This window comes from Salibaculum halophilum (assembly GCF_002094885.1).
In the GTDB taxonomy this organism is placed as follows: Bacteria; Pseudomonadota; Alphaproteobacteria; order Rhodobacterales; family Rhodobacteraceae; genus Salibaculum; species Salibaculum halophilum.
Map to the genome: position 1 here is coordinate 1 of NZ_MSIT01000009.1, position 22,034 is coordinate 22,034.

Annotated in this window: 21 protein-coding genes; 2 read left to right on the forward strand and 19 right to left on the reverse strand. The window is 70.9% G+C overall.

Annotated features, from left to right (window positions below):
• The 3 genes from BU124_RS07700 to BU124_RS07710 all read right to left on the reverse strand — a co-directional run.
• On the reverse strand, nucleotides 1-759 hold a 759-nt coding region (locus tag BU124_RS07700), incomplete at its 3' end, for an Mrp/NBP35 family ATP-binding protein (RefSeq protein WP_143529918.1).
• 1 nt (nucleotide 760) lies between these two features.
• Nucleotides 761-1,351 (reverse strand): MarR family winged helix-turn-helix transcriptional regulator, encoded by a 591-nt coding sequence (locus BU124_RS07705; RefSeq protein ID WP_084862358.1) that lies wholly within the window; start codon nucleotides 1,349-1,351, stop codon nucleotides 761-763.
• 69 nt (nucleotides 1,352-1,420) lie between these two features.
• A complete protein-coding gene (locus BU124_RS07710; RefSeq protein ID WP_084862360.1) occupies nucleotides 1,421-2,914 on the reverse strand; it encodes a ferredoxin reductase family protein in 1,494 nt (497 codons plus the stop codon).
• A gap of 144 nt (nucleotides 2,915-3,058) precedes the next feature.
• Between BU124_RS07710 and BU124_RS07715 the strand changes: the two genes are divergently transcribed.
• On the forward strand, nucleotides 3,059-4,138 hold the full coding sequence (locus BU124_RS07715; protein ID WP_084862602.1) for a polyheme membrane-associated cytochrome C: 1,080 nt from the start codon (nucleotides 3,059-3,061) through the stop codon (nucleotides 4,136-4,138).
• A 34-nt stretch (nucleotides 4,139-4,172) separates the two neighbouring features.
• On the opposite strand, the gene ilvD is transcribed toward BU124_RS07715, so the two are convergent.
• From ilvD to BU124_RS07755, 8 genes are all read right to left on the reverse strand, one after another.
• A complete protein-coding gene (gene ilvD, locus BU124_RS07720; protein WP_084862362.1) occupies nucleotides 4,173-5,930 on the reverse strand; it encodes a dihydroxy-acid dehydratase in 1,758 nt (585 codons plus the stop codon).
• A gap of 90 nt (nucleotides 5,931-6,020) precedes the next feature.
• A complete protein-coding gene (locus tag BU124_RS07725) occupies nucleotides 6,021-7,157 on the reverse strand; it encodes a lytic murein transglycosylase (RefSeq protein WP_084862364.1) in 1,137 nt (378 codons plus the stop codon).
• A gap of 229 nt (nucleotides 7,158-7,386) precedes the next feature.
• Complete coding sequence (locus BU124_RS07730) at nucleotides 7,387-8,430, reverse strand: lipocalin-like domain-containing protein (RefSeq protein ID WP_084862366.1); 1,044 nt, start codon at nucleotides 8,428-8,430, stop codon at nucleotides 7,387-7,389.
• Nucleotides 8,420-10,822 carry an ABC transporter permease gene (locus BU124_RS07735; protein ID WP_084862368.1) on the reverse strand — a complete coding sequence of 801 codons (2,403 nt, stop codon included), beginning with the start codon at nucleotides 10,820-10,822 and terminating at the stop codon, nucleotides 8,420-8,422. The genes BU124_RS07730 and BU124_RS07735 overlap by 11 nt, the downstream gene beginning before the upstream one ends.
• Nucleotides 10,819-11,475 (reverse strand): ABC transporter ATP-binding protein, encoded by a 657-nt coding sequence (locus BU124_RS07740; RefSeq protein ID WP_084862370.1) that lies wholly within the window; start codon nucleotides 11,473-11,475, stop codon nucleotides 10,819-10,821. Before BU124_RS07740 ends, BU124_RS07735 begins: the two co-directional genes overlap by 4 nt.
• A gap of 123 nt (nucleotides 11,476-11,598) precedes the next feature.
• A complete protein-coding gene (locus tag BU124_RS07745) occupies nucleotides 11,599-12,510 on the reverse strand; it encodes a pirin family protein (RefSeq protein WP_084862371.1) in 912 nt (303 codons plus the stop codon).
• A 96-nt stretch (nucleotides 12,511-12,606) separates the two neighbouring features.
• Nucleotides 12,607-13,866: a 3-deoxy-D-manno-octulosonic acid transferase gene (locus tag BU124_RS07750; protein WP_084862604.1), complete on the reverse strand. Its 1,260-nt coding sequence runs from the start codon at nucleotides 13,864-13,866 to the stop codon at nucleotides 12,607-12,609.
• 14 nt (nucleotides 13,867-13,880) lie between these two features.
• The gene (locus BU124_RS07755; RefSeq protein ID WP_245831642.1) at nucleotides 13,881-14,777 is read right to left on the reverse strand and encodes a lysophospholipid acyltransferase family protein; all 897 of its coding nucleotides are present in this window, start codon (nucleotides 14,775-14,777) and stop codon (nucleotides 13,881-13,883) included.
• A 128-nt stretch (nucleotides 14,778-14,905) separates the two neighbouring features.
• Here BU124_RS07755 and BU124_RS07760 point away from each other — a divergent pair, with 128 nt between their 5' ends.
• Complete coding sequence (locus tag BU124_RS07760) at nucleotides 14,906-15,559, forward strand: phosphatase domain-containing protein (protein ID WP_084862373.1); 654 nt, start codon at nucleotides 14,906-14,908, stop codon at nucleotides 15,557-15,559.
• Here the strand turns inward: BU124_RS07760 and BU124_RS07765 are convergent.
• From BU124_RS07765 to BU124_RS07800, 8 genes are read right to left on the reverse strand one after another with little or no spacing between them, the layout of a single operon-like run.
• Complete coding sequence (locus BU124_RS07765) at nucleotides 15,556-16,119, reverse strand: hypothetical protein (RefSeq protein WP_084862375.1); 564 nt, start codon at nucleotides 16,117-16,119, stop codon at nucleotides 15,556-15,558. The two genes, BU124_RS07760 and BU124_RS07765, sit on opposite strands and share 4 nt — an antisense overlap.
• 18 nt (nucleotides 16,120-16,137) lie before the next feature.
• Entirely contained in the window at nucleotides 16,138-17,223 is a 1,086-nt protein-coding gene (locus BU124_RS07770) for a hypothetical protein (protein ID WP_084862377.1), read from the reverse strand.
• Nucleotides 17,224-17,280: 57 nt separating this feature from the next.
• On the reverse strand, nucleotides 17,281-17,976 hold the full coding sequence (locus tag BU124_RS07775) for an RraA family protein (protein ID WP_084862379.1): 696 nt from the start codon (nucleotides 17,974-17,976) through the stop codon (nucleotides 17,281-17,283).
• Between the two features lie 2 nt (nucleotides 17,977-17,978).
• Complete coding sequence (locus BU124_RS07780; protein WP_084862608.1) at nucleotides 17,979-18,632, reverse strand: alpha/beta fold hydrolase; 654 nt, start codon at nucleotides 18,630-18,632, stop codon at nucleotides 17,979-17,981.
• Between the two features lie 29 nt (nucleotides 18,633-18,661).
• The gene (locus BU124_RS07785) at nucleotides 18,662-19,783 is read right to left on the reverse strand and encodes a cobalamin-independent methionine synthase II family protein (RefSeq protein WP_084862381.1); all 1,122 of its coding nucleotides are present in this window, start codon (nucleotides 19,781-19,783) and stop codon (nucleotides 18,662-18,664) included.
• A 4-nt stretch (nucleotides 19,784-19,787) separates the two neighbouring features.
• Nucleotides 19,788-20,393, reverse strand: coding sequence for a class I SAM-dependent methyltransferase (locus tag BU124_RS07790; RefSeq protein ID WP_084862383.1), 606 nt, complete (start codon nucleotides 20,391-20,393; stop codon nucleotides 19,788-19,790).
• Nucleotides 20,390-21,031 carry an HAD family hydrolase gene (locus BU124_RS07795; protein WP_179141883.1) on the reverse strand — a complete coding sequence of 214 codons (642 nt, stop codon included), beginning with the start codon at nucleotides 21,029-21,031 and terminating at the stop codon, nucleotides 20,390-20,392. Before BU124_RS07795 ends, BU124_RS07790 begins: the two co-directional genes overlap by 4 nt.
• Nucleotides 21,032-21,062: 31 nt before the next feature.
• Nucleotides 21,063-22,028, reverse strand: coding sequence for a cupin domain-containing protein (locus BU124_RS07800; RefSeq protein WP_084862387.1), 966 nt, complete (start codon nucleotides 22,026-22,028; stop codon nucleotides 21,063-21,065).
• Nucleotides 22,029-22,034: the final 6 nt, after the last annotated feature.

The window sequence follows — 22,034 nt, forward strand, 5'->3', positions numbered from 1 at the left end:
GCCGCCCCCGCCGCCCAGCGCCGCGGCGATGTCGCGGTAGGCCTGCGCGGCCGGCCCGTCGGGCGCGGCCTGCACCAGCGGGCGGCCGTCATCGCCGCAATCGACCACGTGCGGGTCAAGCGGCACGCTGCCAAGGAAATCGACGCCCAGGTCGCGGGAGATTGCCGCGCCGCCGCCTTGGTGGAAGATATGCGTGACCGTGCCGCAGGACGGGCAGGTGAAACCGCTCATGTTCTCGATCACGCCCAGGATGGGCACGTTGACCTGTTCCATCATGCGCAGGCCCCGCTGTGCGATCTTGAGGCTGACGTCCTGCGGCGTGCTGACCACCACCGCGCCGGACAGCGGGAAGGCCTGCGCCAGCGTCAGCTGGATGTCGCCGGTGCCCGGCGGCAAGTCCAGCAGCAGCACGTCCAGTTCGCCCCAGTCCACTTGGCGGACGAACATCTGCAGGTATTTCGTCACCATGGGCCCGCGCAGGATCGCCGGCTTGTCGTCATCCGTCAGCATCGCCATGGAGATCACCTTGACCCCGTGCGCCCGCGCGGGGACGACCTTTTCGTCCGGGGTCATGGTGGGCTTGTCCGCCCCGATGCCCAGCATGCGCGGAATCGAGGGGCCGTAGATGTCGGCGTCCACCACCCCCACGGCCAGGCCGGCCTCGGCCATGGCCACGGCGATGTTGGCGGTGACGGTGGATTTGCCCACGCCGCCCTTGCCGCTGCTGATGGCGATCATGCGAGGCTCTTGTCGGGTCATGTCAATCTCCTTCGGGGGGCGTCACGTCGCCATTCTCGGCTGCGAAACTCGCGCACAGCCTGTCGATCTCGCTCCGGTCCAGGTCGGCGGCCATGCAGGCGCAATGCGCGCGCCCACCGCTGTCGGAAAAATGCGCGCAATCGCGGCACGACCCGAAGGCCGGTACATCGCGCTGCAGGGCCAGATCCGCCGCGATCCGCGTCAGCGTCGCCCGGAACCGGGCCTGCTCGCCCGCCTCCAGCGTGCCGATGATGCGCATCACTTCGGCCAGTGGGTCCTGGTCGAGCATGGCCGCGCCGCTGTCGGTCAGGTCGAAGCGCACGCTGCGCCGGTCCTGCTGGGACCGGCAGCGGACAAGCAGGCCCTGGCCCTCGAGCGACTTGATGATCTGCGAGGCGGTGCCGCGGGTCGTCGCCTGAAAGCCGGCAAAACCCGAGGGCGTGCGCGTGCTGTCATTGGCCCGAGCAAAGAACCGCAGGCAGGCCCATTGCGCCGGGGTCAGCCGGGCACCGCCGGTCTCGCACCGCGCGAGCCGGCCCAGGTGGACCAGCAGTTCGGCGATCATCTCGGGGTCGGCCGGGGCATGCGTCATGACCGTGAGGTAGCGATCCGAAACTACCCTGACAAGGGCGGGCGCGCGTGATACGGTGTTGCCGAGCTGTCAGCCCGCCGCAAGCACGAAAGCCGCCAGCCCGAGGCCCAGCCCCGCGCCCAGCGCCAGGAACCGCCGCCGCAGCCGCAGGTCGAGCCGCGAGGCCCCCTCGGAATAGTCGAACCGTTCGTACATGACACGGTCCATGGGCAGGCCAAGGTCGATCAGCGTTTCGGCCACCGCCGTCACCATCGGCCCGGGGCCGCAGATCATCGCCATGGTGCGCTGCGGGTCGAGGCCGTGCAGCATCTGCCCCAGCCTGTCACGATCAAGCCGTCCCACCTCGCCGGGCCAATCCGGTGCGGCGGTCTCGCTCAGCAGCAGGGTCTGAAGGTCGAGGTCGCCGGCCGCTTCCGCGATCTCGTCGCCGCAGGCCAGGTTGTCGGGGGCGCCCACGGCGTAGGCCAGCCGCACCGGCCGGTCGTGGCCGCGCGCGCGCAGGTCGCGCAGCAGCCCCATGATCGGCGCGATCCCGACCCCGCCCGCGATCAGCAGCACCGCGTCGTCGCCGTGCCCCTCCAGCGTGAAATGGCCGTAGGGTCCGTCCACGCCCACGGGCGTGCCGGGGGCCAGATCACCGATCCGGTCGGTGAAATCGCCCGCCTCCTTGACGATCAGGCTCAGGCCCGCGCGCCGGGGGCTGCCGGCAATGGAAAACGGGTGATCGAACAGCGGAAAGCGCCGCGCGCCTTCGGTGATCCAGACGAACTGCCCGGCGCGATAGGGCAAGGCCGCGGTGCCCGGCGCGGGCTGGATGTCGAGCTCCCACATGCGGTCGGCCCGCCGCGTGACCGAGGCCAGCCACCAGGGCCGCCGGTGCAGCCGCGCCCAGCGCAGCCCGTAAAGCACGGCCAGCAGGCCCGCCACCGCGGCCCCCACGCCCCACCAGTAGCCATGCAGCGCCCCGAGGACACTGAAGCGGCCGACGGTGGCCGCATGGTGCAGCCCGCCGGCGACGGCGGTGATTGCGAGGATCACATGCGCCCCGCGCCAGGCCTCGTAGCGCAGCGGCAGGCGCTCGCGCAGGGCCGAACCCAGAACCAGTAGCGCCAGCGCGCCCAGGGCGATGACGCCGGTGCGATAATCCGGCAGGGTCAGGTAGGCGACCAGCCGTTCGAGACCCAGCGCCGGGTCGGCCCGGACGGTCGGCACGACATAGGCCAGCGGGTGGACCACCAGCGCGCCCAGCACCCACCAGGCGGCGGTCTTGTGAAAAGCCATCACCCGGTCAATCCCCAGCCGGCCGGAGATCAGTTGGAACCGGCCCGAGGTGACGAACTGCACCGCCATGGCGGCCAGCCCGATTAGCCCCAGCCCCGCCGCGGCGATTTCCCAGGTGGCGGCCGGGGCGACAGGGCGCGTGAGGGCCAGCCCCAGCGGGGCGAGGCAGACCACCAGGTAGAGCAGCGCCACGAGGCCGACGGGCAGGCGCAGCCCATCGCCATTACCCGGTGTTTTGCCCGCGGTCCGACCGTTACCCTGTGACTGGCTCTTGTCCGGCATCTCGGCGTCCTTTCCCTGCTGGGGCCTGTCTCGTCCTGCGGTGCGCCCGCGTCGTTGATTTCGGTCAACCGCCTGTCACGGATACTGTGCTACACTAACGGATAAGTGATGCAGACCGCGATGGCCGAGCCAGGAGACCCCGCCATGCCCGTTTCGATCAAGCCCCTTGCCCTGACAGTATTTCTTCTGGTCCCGTCCGCGCCGCTGGACGCACACGAGATGAGCCTGACCGACATCACCGAGGCCTGGCTGATGGGGCCGCACGCCGACCATGATTCGTCCTCGTTCACGCATTGGAACGCGGACGGCGCGGTGCCCGAGGCCTGCGCCGCCTGCCATTCCGAAACGGGCATGCTCGACTGGCTGGGCGCCGACGGCACCGAGGCCGGCGTCGTTAACCACCCCGGCACGATCAACACGGTGATCGGCTGCGCCTCTTGCCACGTTTCCGAGGCCGAGGCGCTGGACGCGGTGCCCTTCCCCTCGGGCGTGGAGGTCTCGGGGCTGGGCGGCAACGCGACCTGCACCATGTGCCATTCCGGCCGCGCCGCGACCGGCGACGTGACCGCGGCGACCGCCGACATGGACCTCGATACGGTGTCCGCCGACCTGTCCTTCATCAACGTCCATTACGGGGTCGCCGCTGCCACGATGCACGGCTCAGAGGTCAGCGGCGGCTTCGAATACGAGGGGCAGACCTACGCCGGGCGCTTTGCCCATGTGCCCAGCGCCAACACCTGCCTCGACTGCCACGAGCCGCACACCACCGAGGTCGCCACCGACGGCTGCGCGGCCTGTCACCAGGGGGTCGACGACATCACCGCGATCCGCACCCAGCCCGCCGATTTCGACGGCGACGGCGTGACCAGCGGCGGCATCCGCGACGAGATCGACGGCCTGCACGCCCGCCTTGACGCGGCGATCCGCGCCTACGCGTCCGAGGTCGCGGGCCAGCCCATCGGCTACAACGCCGACAGCTATCCATATTTCTTCATCGACGGAAACGATGACGGGACCATCGACGCGGGCGAGGCGATCTTTCCCAACCAGTATGACAGCTGGACGCCGCGCCTGCTGATGGCGGCCTACAACTACCAGGTGGTCGCCAAGGATGGCGGGGCCTGGGCGCACAACCCGCGCTACGCGCTGCAGCTGCTGCACGACAGCGTGCTGAGCCTCTCCGAACGGGTCGAACTGGACACCGGCGGTATCGGGCGGCCCTGAGGGCCGGTTGGCCCCGGCCGCTCCGGCCCGGGGGTCACAAGTCCATGTAGACGTGCTTTTCGGCCTTGCCGCCGGGGTGGGTCACCGCGCCCTTGTAGGTTTCGCCCACGAGTTCGGCGAATTTCCAGATGGCGCCGCTGGCATAGATCGTCTCGCGCGGGCCGGGCCAGTTTTCCTTGCGCCGGGCCAGCTCGTCATCCGACAGGTCCACGCTCAAGGCGCCGGTGATGGCGTCGATGGTGACGACATCGCCGGTCTCGATCAGCGCGATGGGGCCGCCGTGCGCCGCCTCGGGGCCGACATGGCCGACACAGAATCCGCGCGTCGCGCCGGAAAAGCGGCCGTCGGTGATCAGCGCCACCTTCTTGCCCATGCCCTGCCCGGACAGTGCGGCGGTGGTGGCTAGCATCTCGCGCATGCCGGGCCCGCCCGCGGGGCCCTCGTTGCGGATCACGATGACCTCGCCTTCCGCATATTCGCGGGCGCGCACGGCGGCAAAGGCATCCTCCTCGCACTCGAAGACCCGCGCCGGGCCGGTGAAGACCTGGTTCTCGGCGGCGATGCCGGCGACCTTCACGATGGCGCCCTGCGGGGCGAGGTTGCCCTTGAGGCCAACCACCCCGCCGGTCGCGGTCAGCGGTTTGTCGATGGGGTAGATCACGCGGCCATCGGCCTCGCGGTCGATGCGGTCCAGTTCCTCGCCGATGCTGTGGCCATTGGCCGTCAGGCAGTCGGCGTGGATCAGCCCGGCCTTGCGCAGCTCCTTCATCACCACCGGAATGCCGCCGGCCTCGTAAAGATCCTTGGCAACGTATTGCCCGCCGGGCTTGAGGTCCACGAAATAGGGGGTGTCGCGGAAGATCTCGCAGACGTCGTCGAGGTAGAATTCGATCCCCGCCTCGTGGGCGATGGCCGGCAGGTGCAGCCCGGCGTTGGTCGACCCGCCGGTGGCGGCCACCACGCGGGCGGCGTTTTCCATGCTTTGCCGGGTGACGACGTCGCGGGCGCGGATGTTCTGTTCCAGCAGGGTCATCACCGCCCGGCCCGAGGCCTCGCCGTACTGGTCACGGGATTCGTAGGGCGCGGGCATTCCGCTCGAGTTCATCAGCGCCAGCCCGATCGCCTCGGACACGCAGGCCATGGTGTTGGCGGTGAACTGCCCGCCACAGGCCCCGGAACTGGGACAGGCCACCTTTTCCAGAAGCGCCAGCGCCTTGTCGGACAGCTGCTGGTTCTGGTGGCGGCCCACGGCCTCGAACATGTCCTGCACGGTCAGGTCGCGGGTGCGGAAATCGTCCGGGATCTCGTCGTCCTGCGGCGCCCGGCCCGGCAGGATCGAGCCGCCGTAAAGGAAGACCGAGGGCACGTTGAGCCGCACCATGGCCATCATCATCCCCGGCAGCGACTTGTCGCAGCCGGCCAGCCCCACCAGCGCGTCATAGCAGTGCCCGCGCATGGTCAGCTCGACCGTGTCGGCGATGGCCTCGCGGCTGGCCAGCGAGCTGCGCATGCCCTCGTGGCCCATGGCGATGCCGTCGGTCACGGTGATGGTGGTGAACTCGCGCGGGCTGCCCTGGCCCTCGGTCACGCCGGTCTTGACCGATTGCGCCTGGCGCGCCAGCGCGATGTTGCAGGGCGCGGCCTCGTTCCAGCAGGTGGCGACCCCGACCAGAGGCTGGTGAATCTCTTCCTCGGTCATGCCCATGGCGTAGTAGTAGGACCGGTGCGGCGCGCGCTGCGGGCCTTCGGTCACATGGCGGCTGGGAAGCTTGGTCTTGTCGAACTTGGTCATCTCGGGCCCTGTTGTCTGGCGCGGCGGTCAGCGCGTCTCGCACCTCTAGTAGCGCCAAGCGGCGGCTTTGGCAATCGCGCCCCGGCGCCGTTACTGCAGGCGCGCCAGCAGCGCCCGGTCGGCCTGCCCGGTGACCGCCAGCCCCTGCGCGGCCTGAAAATCACGGATCGCCGCCGCGCTCGCCGGGCCGATCACTCCGTCGATGGGGCCGACCTCGTATCCCCGCTTGGCCAGGGCGCGCTGCACCGCGATCCGGTCCGCGCGGGTCAACCCGTTCGCATCGGGCGGAAAGCTGCCGCGCAACGGCCCGCCCCCGGCCAGCCGGTCGGCCAGGTGACCCACGGTGGCGGCGTAGAAATCCGAGTTGTTGTAGCGCTTGAGCACGTCGAAATTGCGCGTGACGGTAAAGCGCGGCCCGCCCGCCTGCGGCCGGATGGTCCGGCCCGACAGCGGGCCGGTGCCGGCCTCCTCGCCCCAGGGCAGGCCGCTGCGCCAGCCGTTGCGCGCCAGGTAGCTGGCGGTCGCGGCCAGCGCATCGGCCGGGTCGTCGCCCCAGACGTCGCGCCGTCCGTCGCCATCGAAATCCACGGCGTGGGCCAGATAGGATGTAGGGATGAACTGCGTGTGCCCCATGGCCCCGGCCCAGCTGCCGCGCAACCCGTCCGGCGTGGTCTCGCCCGCTTGCAGGATGCGCAGGGCGGCTATCAACTGATCTTCCCAGAAGGCGCCGCGCCGCCCGTCGAAGGCCAGCGTGGCGGTGGCCGAAACGACCGGGATGCGCCCGCGGCGCTCCCCGAACGCGCTTTCCACGCCCCAGATGGCGGCGACGATGTGACGCGAGACGCCGAAGCGGGCCTCGATGGCCGCGAGGGTGCCCCCGTGCCGGCGCAGGGCCGCCCGGCCCCGCGCCAGCCGCGCGTCCGAGGTGGCGATGGACAGGTAATCCTCGAAACTGCGGCGGGTCTGGATCTGGGTGCGGTCGCGCCGCACCACCCCGGGCAGGTAGCCCGCCCCGGCCAGGCCAGCCTCCAGCGCGGCCGGCGAAATGCCCCGCGCCGCCGCGCGGCCGCGAAAGCCCGACAGCCAGGCGTCAAAGGCGGCGTTGGCCTGCGGGCGCAGGTCGGCGGGCAGCGCCGGGGTGTCCTGCGCGGGCACCGGCCCGGGGCCACAGGCGGCAAGGCTCCAGGCGGTCATCAGGGTCAGCAACCGGCGGCGGGTCGGAGTCATCACCCCGCCACGATAGGCGGGCCGCCGGGACCCGGCAATCGGCCGTGCGGACCGCCGGCCGATCCTTGCCGGGGTTTTGCACAATCGTAACCCCGTTGCGTCACGGTGTCGGCGCGCGCCCTGCCGAGGGCGTTGCTTCCTTGTGTAACCAGTGTGTTGACGAGCATCCGGGTAACGGTGCGGGCCTTGCGCCGCGGGCGCAGTGCCCGGTTTCCGGCTGCCGGCCAGATCACTCGTAGCCGGTCATTTCCAGATACCCCGTGCCGTCGTGGCTGCCGCTGACCGTGACCGGCCCCTCCCAGTAGGGCACGCTGACCCCCATCCAGGCGCGCGGGTTCAGCGCCGCAACGGTCACGTCCACCCCCCGCGCGGGAAGGTCCAGCCGCCAGCGGGTGGGCACCGTGCGCCCGGCGACCTCGGTCCGGGCCTGCGGCGCGGCGCTGATCGCGCCATCGGGCAAGGCCGTCGTCGTGCCGTCCGGTTCGATCCATGTGCCCGAACTGTAGGTGCTCCCGTCGCTTTGGCGTAACTGGAACGCCATAAGTTTCGCGCCGCTCTCGAAGCTCAGGGAAAACCAGTCCCAGCCGTCCTGATCGGCCGCCAGCGGTTGCGAGGACCACTCGCGATCCAGCCAGGCCGCGCCGCTAACCGGCACACCACCCTCGGGCAGGGTCAGGGTGCCCGCGATCCGGTAGAAGGGCTGCGAGTAGTAATAACTCGCTTGCCCCTGGTCGGACTTGACCGAGTAGCCGCCGTCGCCGTGAAACACCAGCGGCCCCTCGGCCTGCAGGTTCATGTCGTAGGCGAAGTCCGGGCCTGTCGCCGTCAGCTCCATGTCGTCCAGCGACGGCCCGGCCATGCGCCAGTCGTCGATCCGGGCTTCGAACGGATCGGCCCGCACCCCCGCCTGGCCAATGCCGCCGCGGGCAAAGCGCTCGGTGAAGAAGTGAGCCTCGGGCGTGGTGACGGCAGCGTGGGCAAACCAGACCTGCGGGCTGTCCCAGCCCTCGCGCGCGCCCGGGGCGAGCGCCGAGCGGAACAGCGTCCATTGCAGGCCGTAGCGCCGCCCCTCCGGCCCTTCCAGATTGGCGGTCAGATACCACCACTCGATCCGGTAGTCGGGATGCGGGCCGTGATCGGCGGGAAAATCGAACGCCGGGTCGGGGGCGGGGGCGGCAAAGCCCTCGGCCTCGGTGCCCATGCCGGCAAAGCCCTGCGCCAGCGCGGGCGTGGCCAGAAGCGCCAGACAGAACAGGATCACCTTACGCGTCATTGGCAAACACCTTCAGCAGTTCGGAGGGCGGCGTGCGCGCCAGCCGCCACGCGGGCCAGAGCGCGGCCAGCAGCGCGGCCAGCAGCGCAAAGCCGCCCAGCACCGCGTAATCGCCCGGAAACAGGAACATCGGCAGGCGCCAGCCGAAGGCCTCGACGTTGATGACGGCCAGCAACAGCCAGGCCAGCGCCAGCCCCAGCGGCAGCGCCACCAGCCCCGTCAGCGCCGCCAGCACCAGCGCGCGCAGCACTTCCAGCCGGCCCAGGCTGGCCCGCGTCAGCCCCAACGCCCAGGCCGGGGCCAGTTGCGGCACGCGCATCGCCGCCAGGGTCAGCAGGCTCATCAGGATGGCAAAGCCCGCCACCGCCAGCGTCAGCACGTTCAGCGCCGCGGTGACCGTGAAGGTCCGCTCGAACACACCCAGCGAGAATTGCTTGAGCGCCGCCTGGTCGGTGATCTGCCCGGCGGCAAGCCCGAGGTCATCCTGCAGCGCCGCGCGCAGGGCCGCGGGTGTGTCGGTGACAAGGCCGAACCGCTCGGGCGCGGCCGCGGGGAAAAGACGCTCGAACAGCCCTTCGCCGATGACCACCTGCCCGATCGGGTTGCCGTAGTCGCCGACGACCCCGGCAATGGGCAGGGTCCGGTCGGCGGCAAGGGGCAGCGGATCGCCCGGCCAGAGGTCCGCGCGCCGGGCCAGTTGTTCATTGATGATCGCCGCCGCGCCGTCCGCGACACGATCCCAGACCGCGCTGTCGGTGCCGTCCTGCGCGATGAAGCGCCAGTTCTCGACATAGGCCGGGGCGACGCGGGTGCCGTAGACCTCGGCCGCCTGGCCGGCGATGTGCGTATCGACCCACTGGATCGGCAGCACCGTCGCGCCCCGGTCCTGCACGAAATCGGCCACGGCGGCACCCTGTGTGGTGTCCTCGGCCTCTACGTAAAGCTCTGCGAAGAGGCGCTGGTCTAGGAACCCGGTGAAGGTCATCCGGAAGCTTGACACCATGGTCGAGACCCCGATGTTCGCGGCCATGGCCAGCAGCAGCGCCATGAGCGCGAGGCTCAGGCCCGGCAATTGCTGGCGCGTGTCGGCGAGGAACCATTCGGTGCGCACGCCCCGCGCGAAGGCCTCGCCCAGCGCCAGCAGCCGGTCCAGCACCAGCGGCAGCGCCAAGGCGGCGCCCAGCAGCAGGCAGGCGAGGCTGGCAAATCCCGCGATCAGCCCGCCGCCCAGCAGCGTGCCCAGCCCGGCCAGCCCCAGCAGCGCCAGCGCCGCGGCCCCCTGACAGCCGCGGCCGCGCCCGGTGGCCACGGCCCAGGCCCGCGCGCCGGTGGCCAGCACCGGCATCCGAATGATCTTCCAGAAGGCGCCCGCCCCGGCCAGCACCGCCCCGAGCAGCGCGATCCCCAGGCCCGACAGCCACCAGACCGGGTCAAGCTGCAAGCCACCCGCGACCTGCGCGCCGTAAAGCCCCTCCAGCGTGGCGGCCACATCCGGCAACAGCCCGGCGGCCAGCACGTAGCCCAGTGCCACGCCGATGCCGCCCGCCACCAGCGCGATCAGCGCCAGTTCCAGCCCCATCAGCACCATCAGCCGCCGCAGCGACAGCCCCAGCGTGCGCAGGGTGCGGATCATGGCGCGGCGCTGTTCGAAAGCCAGGCCGATCGCGCCGTGAACGATGAAGATACCGACGGCAAAGCTCAGCAAGCCGAAGGCGGTCAGGTTCAGGTGGAAACTGTCGGTCAGTTGCCCGATGTCCGAGGCCTGCTGCGACGCGCGCCGGATCAGGCCGGGGGCGACGTCGGACAGGTCGGGCCGGCCGATGGGCTGATCCTCGGCCAGGATCAGGCGGCTGAGGTCATCTCGGCCCAGCAGGCGCTGCGCCACGCCGATATCGGTGATCGCCGTATCGGGGGCGAGCCCCGGGTCCGCGACCACGCGTTGCGACAGCGTCCCGGCCAGCGCCTCGGCGATGCCGGGGTGGGCAAAGACCACGCCCTCGGACAGGAAGGCGGGCAGCGTGGCGGCCTCGCTGCGGGTCATCGGGCCGACACCGCCCGGGGCGGTCAGCGGGTCGATCCCCACCAGGCGCACGCGGGCCTGCCTGGCCTGCAACGGCCCCTCCAGCACCGGCGAGACCTGCCAGCCCGCCCGGCGCAGTGCGAGGTAGCTGTCCTGGGCGACGGTCTCGCCCGCGGCCGGGATCAGCTGGTCATAACGCCCCTCGCCCAGCACGGCCGCGGCCGCGTCGTAGCTGGCGCGCGCCTGCGCGTTCAGCGCCTGCACCCCGGACCAGAGCGCGGTGGCCAGCGCCAGCCCCGCCACCAGCGTGAACAGCTGCAGCGGGTTGCGCCGCCAGAAGGACCAGAGCGCGGACAGCCCCGCGCGCGTCATGCCAGCCGCCCCTGGCGCAGGTGCAGTTGCCGCCCCAGCCGCCCGGCCAGGTCGGGCGAGTGGGTGACCATCATCAGCCCCGCGCCGGTCTCGGCCACCAGCGCCAGCATCTGGTCCATGACCGCCGCCGCCGTCGCCTCGTCCAGGTTGCCCGTGGGCTCGTCAGCCAGCACCAACGCCGGCCGCGCGGCCAGCGTGCGGGCTATGGCGACCCGCTGCTGCTGCCCGCCCGACAGCTGCTCGGGATACTTGTCGAGCTGCGCGGTCAGGCCCAGCGCATCGGCCAGCCGCGCCGCGCGCGCGGCGTCGTGCCGCCCCGCCAGCCGGGCCTGGAAGGCGATGTTGGCGCGCACGTTCAGCGAGGGGATCAGGTTGAACTGCTGGAAGATCACCCCGACCGTGCCGCGCCGAAGGGCAGCGCGGCCGGGATCGTCCAGCCCCGTGACATCCTGCCCGTCGATCGCGATGCGGCCCGCGTCGGCGCGGTCCAGGCCGCCGACGAGATGCAACAGCGTGCTCTTGCCCGAGCCCGACTCGCCGCGCAGGGCCAGGGTCTCGCCCGCGCGCAACTGCAAACCCACCCCGCGCAGCACCGGCACGGGCCCCTCGGGGCCGGGATAGGCCTTGGACAGGTTTTCGACCCTCAGCAACATGCGCGCCCCTTTCCGCCGGTGAAGCTATGGCAAAGGGGCGCGAATGAAAGCCGAAATATCCGCGGCGCGCACGCGCGGTCGACCGCGCGTGGCACGGCGCGTCCACGCGCCGTCCGCCCGAGGCTACTGGGCGGGCCGGATGAAGGTGCCGTTGCGCAGGTCGCGGACGGCCTGCTGGATCTCTTCGCGGGTGTTCATCACGATGGGGCCGTGCCAGGCCACCGGTTCCTGGATCGGCGCGCCCGAGACCAGCAGGAAGCGCACGCCCTCGGGGCCCGCCTGCACCTTGACCTCGTCGCCGGTGCCGAAGCGGACCAGCGTGCGGTCACCCGACATGTCGCGGATATTGACCTCCTGGCCCATGACCTCCTTTTCCAGCAGCACGCCCGCGGGCGCGCTGGCGTCAACAAAGGCCCCCTGCCCGGCAAAGACATAGGCGAAGGCGCGACGGTAGGTGTCGATGCGAAAGGTCTTGGTCACGCCCGGCGGCACCGACACGTCGAGGTACTGCGGATCGGCGGCGATCCCGTCGACCGGGCCGGTCCGGCCCCAGAATTCACCGACGATGACGCGCACCACGGTGCCGTCATCGTCGATCACCTCGGGAATGTCCTTGGCCTGCACGTCCTGATAGCGCGGCGCGGTCATCTTCTGGCTGCCGGGGAGGTTGCCCCAGAGCTGAAAGCCGTGCATCTGTCCGGCCGCATTGCCCTTGGGCATCTCCTGGTGCAGGATACCCGACCCGGCGGTCATCCATTGCACGTCGCCCGCACCCAGCGTGCCGGTGTTGCCCAGGCTGTCGCCGTGGTCCACGGTGCCGTTGAGAACATAGGTGATGGTCTCGATGCCGCGGTGCGGGTGCCAGGGAAAGCCGCGCAGGTAGTGATCGGGATCATCGTTGCGGAAATCGTCGAACAGCAGGAACGGGTCCAGCTCGGACGGGTCTTGGAAGCCGAAGGCGCGGTGCAGATGCACACCGGCCCCTTCCATGGTCGGCGTGGCCTTGCGGGTTTCGAGGGTGGGGCGAATGGACATGGCAGCCTCCTCAGTGTCTACGCGGGTGATCTAGGATCGGCACCGCCCGGCGCTCAAGCCGCACCGCCCAACCGCCCATGTGCACATGCGCACAGATCAATAGGCCAGCTGTTCGAGGATCGACTGCAGCGCGGCCTCGGTCGCGCCCCGGGCGCGGCGCACGACCCCGGCCGCCACCCGCGCCATCCTTTCGTGATCGCCTGCCTGCAGGCGGCGCACGGCCGCGGCCAGGTCCGCGTCCCCGGTCACCTCCAGCGCACCGCCCTCGGCATCCAGCGCGGTGTAGATCTCGGCAAAATTGTCCACGTGGGGGCCGTGCAGGATCGCCGTGTCCAGTTGTGCGGGCTCATAGGGGTTGTGCCCGCCGATGCGCGCCAGCGAGCCGCCGACGAAGGCCACCGGCGCGAGGCGGAACCACAGCCCCATCTCGCCCATGGTATCGGCCAGGTAGACATCCGTCTGCGCGTCCGGCACCTCGCCCCGGCTGCGCCGGGCCAGGGTCAGCCCGGCCGCGCGCGCAAGGGCGGCGATCGAGTCAGCCCGTTCGGCATGGCGCGGGGCGAGGATCAGCAAACCGCCGACCCGAGCGTGGGCCGCCAGCACAACCTCGTCCTCGCCCGGGTGCGTCGACGCGGCGCACCAGACCGCCCGGTCGCCGATCGCCGCGCGCAGCCGGGCCAGCACCGCCGGATCATGCGGCAGCGCCGGGCGGTCCTGCTTGAGCGCGCCGGTCAGACGCAGAAGCTCGCCGGTCACGCCGACCCCCTGCATCGCCGCCAGCGTCGTTTCCTCCTGCACGTGGATCTGGCGGAACGGGGCCAGAAGCGACCGGGCCGTGCCGGCGAAGCGCCGCCAGCGCGCCGCCGTCCGGGCCGAGACCCGTGCGTTGAGCAGCAGCATCGGCACGTCACGCCGCGCCACCTCGTAGAGCATCCGCGGCCAGAGTTCACTTTCCACCCAGACCGCGACATTGGGCTGCCAGTGGCGCAGGAACCGCCGGCAGGCGCCCTTGGTGTCATAGGGCGCCACCTGGTGGAAGGCCCGCGGCGGCAGGTCGCGCGCCAGCATCCGCGCCGAACTGCGGGTGGTCGAGGTCACCATCACCTGCACGTCCGGCACGGTATCCAGAAGCCGCGCGATCAGCGGCAGGATCGACTGGGTTTCGCCGACACTGGCGGCGTGGAACCACACGAGACGGCCCTCGGGCCGCTCGCGTCCGGTGCGGCCCCAGCGTTCGCCGCGCCGGTCGGGGTCCTCCTTGCCGTTGGCCAGCGCGCGGCGCTGCCACAATGCGAAGGCCGGGCCGGTGAAGCGGCTGGCGGCCAGGTAGACCGCATGCGGGATCGAGAATGCCATGGCCTGACCCCTCGTCAGCCGGCGGCCCTGCGGGCCTTGCGCCGCCGCGTTTTCCAACGCCGGTGTGTCCAGATCCACTGGCCCATGTGCGCGCGCACCCGCGCCTCCAGGCTGTCGTTGAGCGCCTGGGTCATGGTCAGCGCGTCGGTATGCGGGATCGGGGCCTCGGTGATCAGGTCGAAATGCAGCCCGTCCGGCTTTCGGATGCCGTAAAAGGGCACGAGCAGCGCGTCGTATTTCAGTGCCAGGTCGGCGGCGGAGGTCGCGGTCATGGCCGGCTTGCCGAAAAAGCGCAGCTCGGCCCCGCGGTCCATGTGCTGATCATGAAGCACCCCCAGCACACCGCCGGCGCGCAGATGGCGCACCATGCCGGCCATCCCGGCCCGCCCGCGCGCGAACATCTGGCCGCCGCCGCGTTCCATCACCGCGCGGTAGCGGCGGTCGAAGGCACGGTTGTTGAAGGGCCGGTAGAGCGCGCCGACATCGAACCCGCGCTGCAACAGCGCCCGGCGGTAGGCGTCGTAGTTGCCGATATGGCCCGAGGCGATGATGACGGGGCGGCCGGCGGCCCGGGCCTCCTCCAGTTCGGCGACCCCGTCACCCCCGAAGTCGGACGCGCGCGCCATCCGGTCCAGCCCGTCGGGCGAGAATTCCTCGACGAACACCCGCCCGATGGTGTCGGGCACCGCACGCTCCAGCGCCGCGACCTCGGCGGCGGGCAGGTCGGGCAGGACATGGGCCAGATTCTCGCGCATGCGCGCCCGCAGGCCCAGCGGCCCCGACAGCGCCACCATGGCCCGGCCCGCCAGCCGCACCCGCGCGGCATAGGGCAACCCGCGCAACAGGCCCAGCCCGGCGGCCAGCCCCGCGTCTTCCACCCTGTCGCGCATCGTCACCGGCCCGTTGGCCATGCCCGCCTCCTTGTCGTCGGAGCCACGCCATAGCACCAAGCTCGCGCGGCGGGAACACCCCGCCGGGCGCGCTTGTCCCGGCGCGCCGGTCGGGCTATGCACCGCGGCAGGATCATGCCGGGGCGCCTATGACATCGTTTGGACAGAGACTGCGCCGTTGGCGCAAGGCCCGGCAGCACAACACACTGGCCAGCCCGGCCGACCGCCGCCAGGCGCGGCGCTATGTGCACTGGGTCGACCACGGTTTCCTGCGCAACCTATGGCACAACCAGTCGGAGTTCGCCCCCGGCGCCTGGCGGTCCAACTACCCCGACGAACCGCGGATCGCGCGTCTGGCGCAGATGGGCATCCGCAGCATCATCACCCTGCGCGGGACCGGGCCGTCGCCCTTCTACCTGCTGGAACAGGAGTCCTGCACGCGCCACGGCATCGCCCTGCACGGGGTCGCCCTGCAGTCGCGCGCGGCCCCCCGCAAGGAGGCGCTGCAGGCGATGATCGCGCTGTTTCGCGAGGTCGAGCGCCCGCTGCTGATCCACTGCAAGTCGGGCGCCGACCGCGCCGGGCTGGCCAGCGCCGTCTACCTGATGGTGATTGAGGGTGCGCCGGTCTCGCGCGCGCGCCGGATGCTGTCGGCGCGCTACATCCACTTCCGCTGGACCCGGACCGGCGTGCTCGACATGCTGCTGGACGATTACGCCGCCTCCGACGCGCCGGACTTCGAGACCTGGCTGGCCCGCGACTACGACGCCGCCGCCCTGCAGGCCCGGTTTGATGCGCGTTAATCCTTGCGCCCCACCAGGCCGGTCAGCACGGCGGCGCCCACCGCGGTGATCAGCCAGCCGGCCATCTGGATCGGCATGCGCAGGGCGTAGCCCAGCCAGCCAAGCCAGCCCCGGTCGCGCGAGGGCGCCCAGGCACGTTCCTGGCCCAGCGCGTCCAGCGGCACGAACAGATCGAGCGCGTACAGCCCGCCTTTGAAGCTCTCGTAGTCGTCGGCTGCGGGGGCCGTGGCCAGCCAATCGTGCAGGGGCATGGTGCAGTCCACGTTGATCGGGGCCGTCAGCGACCAGCCCACCGCCGCCCAGTCCACCGGCGCGCAGCCGGCCGCCACCGCCACCCACCAGGCGCCGGAGGTCAGCACGACATCCGAGTTGGGCGCCATCTGCCCGGCCGCGTAGGCGGTGCCGTAAACCGCCCATGCCACCGCGAGGATCACGGCCACCCAGATCAGCGCACGCGCCGGGGCGTGGCCATAGCCGAAAAACCCTTTGAACAGAAACTGACCCGCAATGCGCAGCCGCGCCGCCACCCAAGGGACAATCGGCCAGGGGGTCAGCGCCAAGGCCTCATGCCGCCGCGCCTAGTCCGCCCGGCGCAGGCCATCCTCGCGCCGTTCCCGCACGCGGGCCGCAACCCGGCGATGGCCCAGCTTGTCGGCGGTTGCGGCCAGTTGGGTGTAGGGTTGCGGGTCGAACCTGGCCGGGTCGTCGGGGCTACCGTGGTCCAGCCAGGCCAGCCGATCAGCGGCCGTGCCAAGGTCGGCGATCCGGTCATAGTGAAAATTTCCGAGCTTGAGGGCGGTAAAAGCCCCCCAGGCCGCCGGATCATCCCGAAGCACACCGCAGGACGCATCCGTCAGATTGGCGACACCGCCCGCCCGCTCAGGTGCGTCGGGCCGCTGCGCGCCCGGTTGCCACGGGCCGAAGATTTCCGCCCCGCGCAAGCCGGTCAGGAACAACCCTTCCGTGACCCGCGCGGCTTCAAGGTCGATCCCGTCGGCCAGGGTCGCCTGTTCGATCCGCAGATTTCCCTCGATCCGGGCGCGGATGAAATTGACCAGCCCCGTCGCGTGAAACGCGTCGCTCAGGAAGACATCCGCCCCAACGGTTGCTGCATCGGCGTTCAGCGCCCATCCCCCGGCCCCATCGAACCGGCCATCGGCGCAAGACAACTGCCCGGTGATCCGGGCACCCGCTAGGTCGACCAGCCCGATGGCGTGGAACCCGTTGCGCAGATGCACGTTGGTTTCGACCTGCAACCGCTGCAAGTCCAGGCCAGTTTCGGCGCGGCTGCCGGACAGGTAGAGGCCGCCGAGCTCCGCGTCGCAAAAGCTCGGGCGCTGGGGAAACAGGCAGTGGTGCAGGGCCAGGTCCAGCTCCGTTCGGCACCCTTGCAAGTCGAGTTCACCGTCGATCCAGCCGCCCAGCAGCTTGACGCCCCTTGGATTGGGGCGGACGCCATCGGCGCAGCCACCTTCCAACAGGTAGCGGATCAGGGCGGAGCGCACCCGGCGGGCGGGGCCCTGCGTGTTCGCAGGGCAATCATCCTTGTCTGCCAGCAGGGCCATGCGCCCCAGCCGGCATTCGGCCAGCAAGTCCTGTTCCAGCGCCGACCATGGGACCCCGCCCTTCACCTCGTCGATTTTCAGCCCGCCGGTTGTAACCATAACGCCCTCCACACGCATCGCAGCATGGGCGGGGTGGGGGCGGGGGTCAATCCGCGCTCAGGTGCGGGCCGCCTCGAAGGCCGCCCAGGCGGCCTCGAACCGTTCGAAGTCGAATCCGGGGTCGCGGGCCGGCTCCAGCACCAGGCGCTCGGTCTCCAGCAGCTTGGGGATGGCGCGGGCCAGCTCGGGCAGGTGGCCCGCGGGGATGACCAGCGCGCCGTGGCGGTCGGCATGGACCAGGTCGCCATCGGCCACCTCCAGCCCGAAGACCCTGACCGGCGTGCCGATCTCGCGCACATGGACAAAGGCGTGGCTCGGCCCCACCGACCCGGCGATCACCGGGAACCCCTCGGGCAGGTCGCCGAGGTCGCGCATCACGCCGTTGGTCAGCGCGCCGGACAGGCCAAAGCCCTTGTGAACGGTGGTGTTGATCTCGCCCCAGAAGGCGCCGACGGCCGCGGCGCCGTCGATGTCCTCGACCACCGCCAGCGCGGGGCGCGGACCCTGCGACATGTGGCGGTAATAGTCCATGCGGCGGGCGCGGATGACCTCGGGCGCCTCCTCGGGCGGGGCGGCGGCGGCGATACGCGCGGTGCGGGCATGGCCCACGATCGCGCCGGCCTCGGGGGCGCTGCACAGCACCGTGCCGCGGGTGAAACGATCGAAGCCGCGTTTGCCCTCGACCACCTCGATGGCATTGCACACGGTGGGGGTATCGACCCGCCGCAGCAGGTCCAGCAGGGATTGGTCCATTGTCATGTCTCCTCCAGCCAGCGGCGCAGGGCCTGCGTGGTCTTTTCCGGTTGTTCCAGGGTCGGCAAGTGCCCGGCCCCGTCGATCACGGTCAGGGTCGAATTGGGCAGCAGGTCGTGCATCAGTTCGTGCCGGGCCGGCGGGCACAGCCCGTCGTCACGCCCGCAGAGCACCAGCGCGGGCCGCTCGAAGCGGCGCAGCGTGGCGCACTGGTCGGGCCGGTCGCGCAGGGCGCGCGACTGGCGCAGGAAAACCTCCGGCCCGAGGTCCAGCGCCATCTGCATGCACAGGTCGAGGATCGCCGCGCGCCCCGGCCCGTCGGTCAGGTAGTTGGGCTTCATCTCGTCGCGCATCACCGCGGCCAGCCCGCCGGCGGCGGCGCGGTCCATCTGCGGCTGGCGGCGGGCCTTGACGTGCGCGGCCTCGGCCAGCGGGTTGGTGTCCATCAGCGCCAGCCCGGTGACGCGGGCGGGAGCCTGCCGGGCCACCTCCATCGCGACGATGCCGCCCATCGACAGCCCGCCCAGCGCGAACCGGTCCGGGGCCTGCGCCAGAACCTCGGCCGCCAGCGCCGGCACGGTCTCGGCCCCTGTGACGGGCAGCACGGTCGCGTCCAGCGCCGCGACCTGCGCATCAAAAAGCCGCGCGTCGCACATCATGCCCGGCAGCAGGACCAGTGGCGCCGTCACCCGACCCGCGCCGCGCCGTCGGCCAGCGCGCCCAGCTTGGCATAGGCGATCTCGGGGTCGACGGCGCCGTAACCCGCGAAGGTGCCGAAGCCGCAATCGGACCCGGCGATCACCCGGTCCGCGCCGACGATGTCGACGAAGCGCCCGATCCGCTGGGCCACGAGGTCGGGGTGTTCGACGAAATTCGTCGTCGTGTCCACCGCGCCGGGCACCAGCACCTTGTCGTCGGGGATATCCGGCTTGCGGTCGCGGAACACCGTCCATTCGTGGCCGTGGCGGGGGTTCGAGGTCTCGAACAGCACGTAGCGCGCCCGGGTCGCCATCAGCGTGTCGAACATGCTGGCCATGGAGATATCGCAGACATGCGGGCCCTCGTAGTTGCCCCAGCAGATATGCACGCGCACCCTGTCGGCGGGCACGTCGGCCAGCGCGTGATTGAGCGCTTCGACATGGGAATTGGCGATCTTCAGGAACTCGGCATCGGACAGGTCGTTGAACAGCATGTGCCGCGACAGCGCCAGGTCGGGGCAGTCCAGCTGCAGGTCGAGGCCCGAGGCGACGATGGTCTCGTATTCTTCCTTCATCGCGTCGGCCAGCGCGGCGAGGTAGGCCTCGCGCGTGGGGTAATGATCGTTCTGCAGGAAAAGCGAGATCACGCCGGGGCTGGCGGCGTTCATGAAACCGCGCTCGGCCCCGTGCTCGGCCATCGCCGCCTTGAGGTTGGCGATGTCCTTGCGCAAATCGTCCTGCCCCTTGGACTTCACCTCGCCCACGCACATCGGCCGGGCGTATTGCGGCGTGCCGCCGTCATCGGCCAGCCGCTTGAGGAAACTGGGAAACTGCTTGAGGTCGGCGGGCGCGTTGCGCGGGCTGTCACCGTCGAAGCCGGTGTAGCGGTCCTTGACGTAGGTGGCATAACTGATCTTGGAGGTTTCGCCATCGGAAACAATGTCGATGCCGGCCTCTTTCTGTTTGCGCACCGTGTCTGACACGGCCGCCGTCATGCAGGCGTCGAAAGCGGCCGGGTCATAGCCGGTGCCATGCTCGCGGGCGAAGATGAAATCCACGACCTCCTGCGTGCGCGGCAATGATCCCACGTGGCTTGTCTTGATCGGCATCTGGTCAGTCCTCCTTGCGCGCCATCAGCACGCTGTGCTTGTCGGTTTCGGGGTCCTCGGCGAGGAACCCGGTCAGCCGCATGCGGTGATCCTCCAGGCAGGCGGCATACTGCGCGGGCGAGAGAGAGGCATGGTAGACCGGTTCGCCGCCGACATCGCCCGTGGCCTCGCCCGCCTTGGGGCCGACCGTCACCAGCAGCGCCCCGCCGGGGGCGAGGTGCGCGGCCATGCGGCCCAGGGTCTGCCGCTGGGCCTGGGGGTCGAGGTGAAAGAAGCTGTCCCATGCGACGATGCCCGCGAAGGTCTCGCCCAGTTCGAGGTCGCGCATGTCGCCTTCGCGCCAGTCGCCGTCGGGCCAGCGCCCGCGTGCAATCTCCAGCATCGGGGCGGCCAGGTCCAGCCCGGTGACGTGAAAGCCCTCGGCCATGAACCAGCGCGCGATGGGCTCGCCCGCGCCGCAGCCCAGGTCGAGCACCCGCCCGCCCGTTGGCAGCGCCGCGGCAAAACGCGCCAGCCAGCGCGCCTCGAACAGCACGCGCGAGCGTTGCGCGTCATAGACCGCCGCCTGGCGTTCGTAGACCCCGCGGATATCCTCGGGCCGGCCGTTCACACCGCGACCTTGCCGGCCGGGGCCAGCGAGCGGACCACGGCCTCGGCATCCTCGAAGTTGGCGTCGTCATGCAACGCGCCGGGAAAGGCGGTGCAGGTCAGCCCTGCACCGAGGGCCGCGCGCAGCCCGTCGGGGTTGTCCTCGACGGCGCGGGCGGCGGGGGTGCCCAGCCGCGACAGCGCCAGCGTGTAGACCTCGGGGGCCGGCTTGGGATCGGCGACATCGGCGCGGGTGAGGATCAGGTCGAAATCCGCCTCCGACAGACCCGTCGCCGCCAGAACCGCCGTGACGTTGGCGGCACTCGTCGTCGTCACCAGCGCCACCGCGTCGCCCGCGTCGCGCGCGGCCTGCATCGTCTCGGCCACGCCAGGGCGCAACGGCACGCCCCGGGTCAAGTCTTGCTGGAACAGCGCGCTCTTGCGGGCGTGCAGGGCCGCGACGTCGACCGAGGCGCCCCGGCGGTCCGCCTCGGCGGCGATCCGGTCGGCCCCGCCCGAGCGCGCCAGCAGGGCGCGATAGCGCGCCTCGGACCAGTGCCAGTCCAGCCCGGCCTCGGCAAAAGCCGCGTTGAAGGCCGCGCGCTGCAGGTGCGAGGTTTCGGCCAGAACGCCGATGGACCCGAGGAGAAGTGCCGCCAAGGGGTTTTTCCTTTCGTGCTGCGGGCCGGGGTCAGCCTTGCCAGGTCGGCCCGGCGGGATCGTCCGTGCCCACGATGTGGTAAAGCGCGGCCGCGCCGGTCATCGACGGCACCACGCTGTGGGACAGGTTTTCGGGCACCGACATGGTGTCGCCGGGCGCAAGGGTGGCGCGGCCGCCCTCCCAGTCAACCCGCCAATGGCCCGTCACCGGCATCAGCACGCTGGGCCGGTCGTGGCTGTGCCTGTCCTCGGTCGCGCTCTCGCGGGTGAGGAAGTCCACCTCGAAGCCGGGCTTGTCGCGCAGCATGCCGGTTTCCCCGATCACCCTGGCCGGGGCCTTGTCCGCCAGTGCGACCATGTCCCAGTAGCGCGCGACATGGTTGGGCAGAACATCGGCCGTGGTCGGCTCGGGGCGCTTGGCCAGCTCGTCCGCGCTCATCAGGGGCATCGGCTTGACCCCCTCGGGCAGGGCCTGGCCCGCCTTGGTGTCGTAGAGCTTGCCGGTCTCGGCCAGAACGAGGCCGTGATCGGCCGCCTCCTCGATGACCTGGGGCGCCCACATGACGCCGCCGCCGGCATCGTCACCGCCGAGGATGGCCATGATCATCCCGTAGTCGGTGCCGATATTCTCGAAACCGCGGAAAATGCCGGTGGGGATGTTGAAGATATCGCCCGGCTCCAGCGTGACCTCGCCCGCGGTGCCCCAGCGCCCCCAGAAGAAGCGCCAGCGCCCCGAGAGGACGAAGAACGCCTCGGCGGTGTGGTGGTCGTGCAGCGAGTTGCGCACGCGCGGCGGCTGCCCGGCCGCGCCAATGTTGAAGCCGTGCGGGATGGTGATGTGCACGTGCTGGTCGGGGGATTCCGACACGCCCCCGCCGATGATCGTGAAGTTCTCCTTCTGGTCCGAACCCGGCGTGTGCGCGTCGATGAAGGCGGTCTTGCAGGGCTGCAGTTCGCCATAGCGGACGATGCGGTGTTCCATTTCTTGCGGTGTCATATGCTT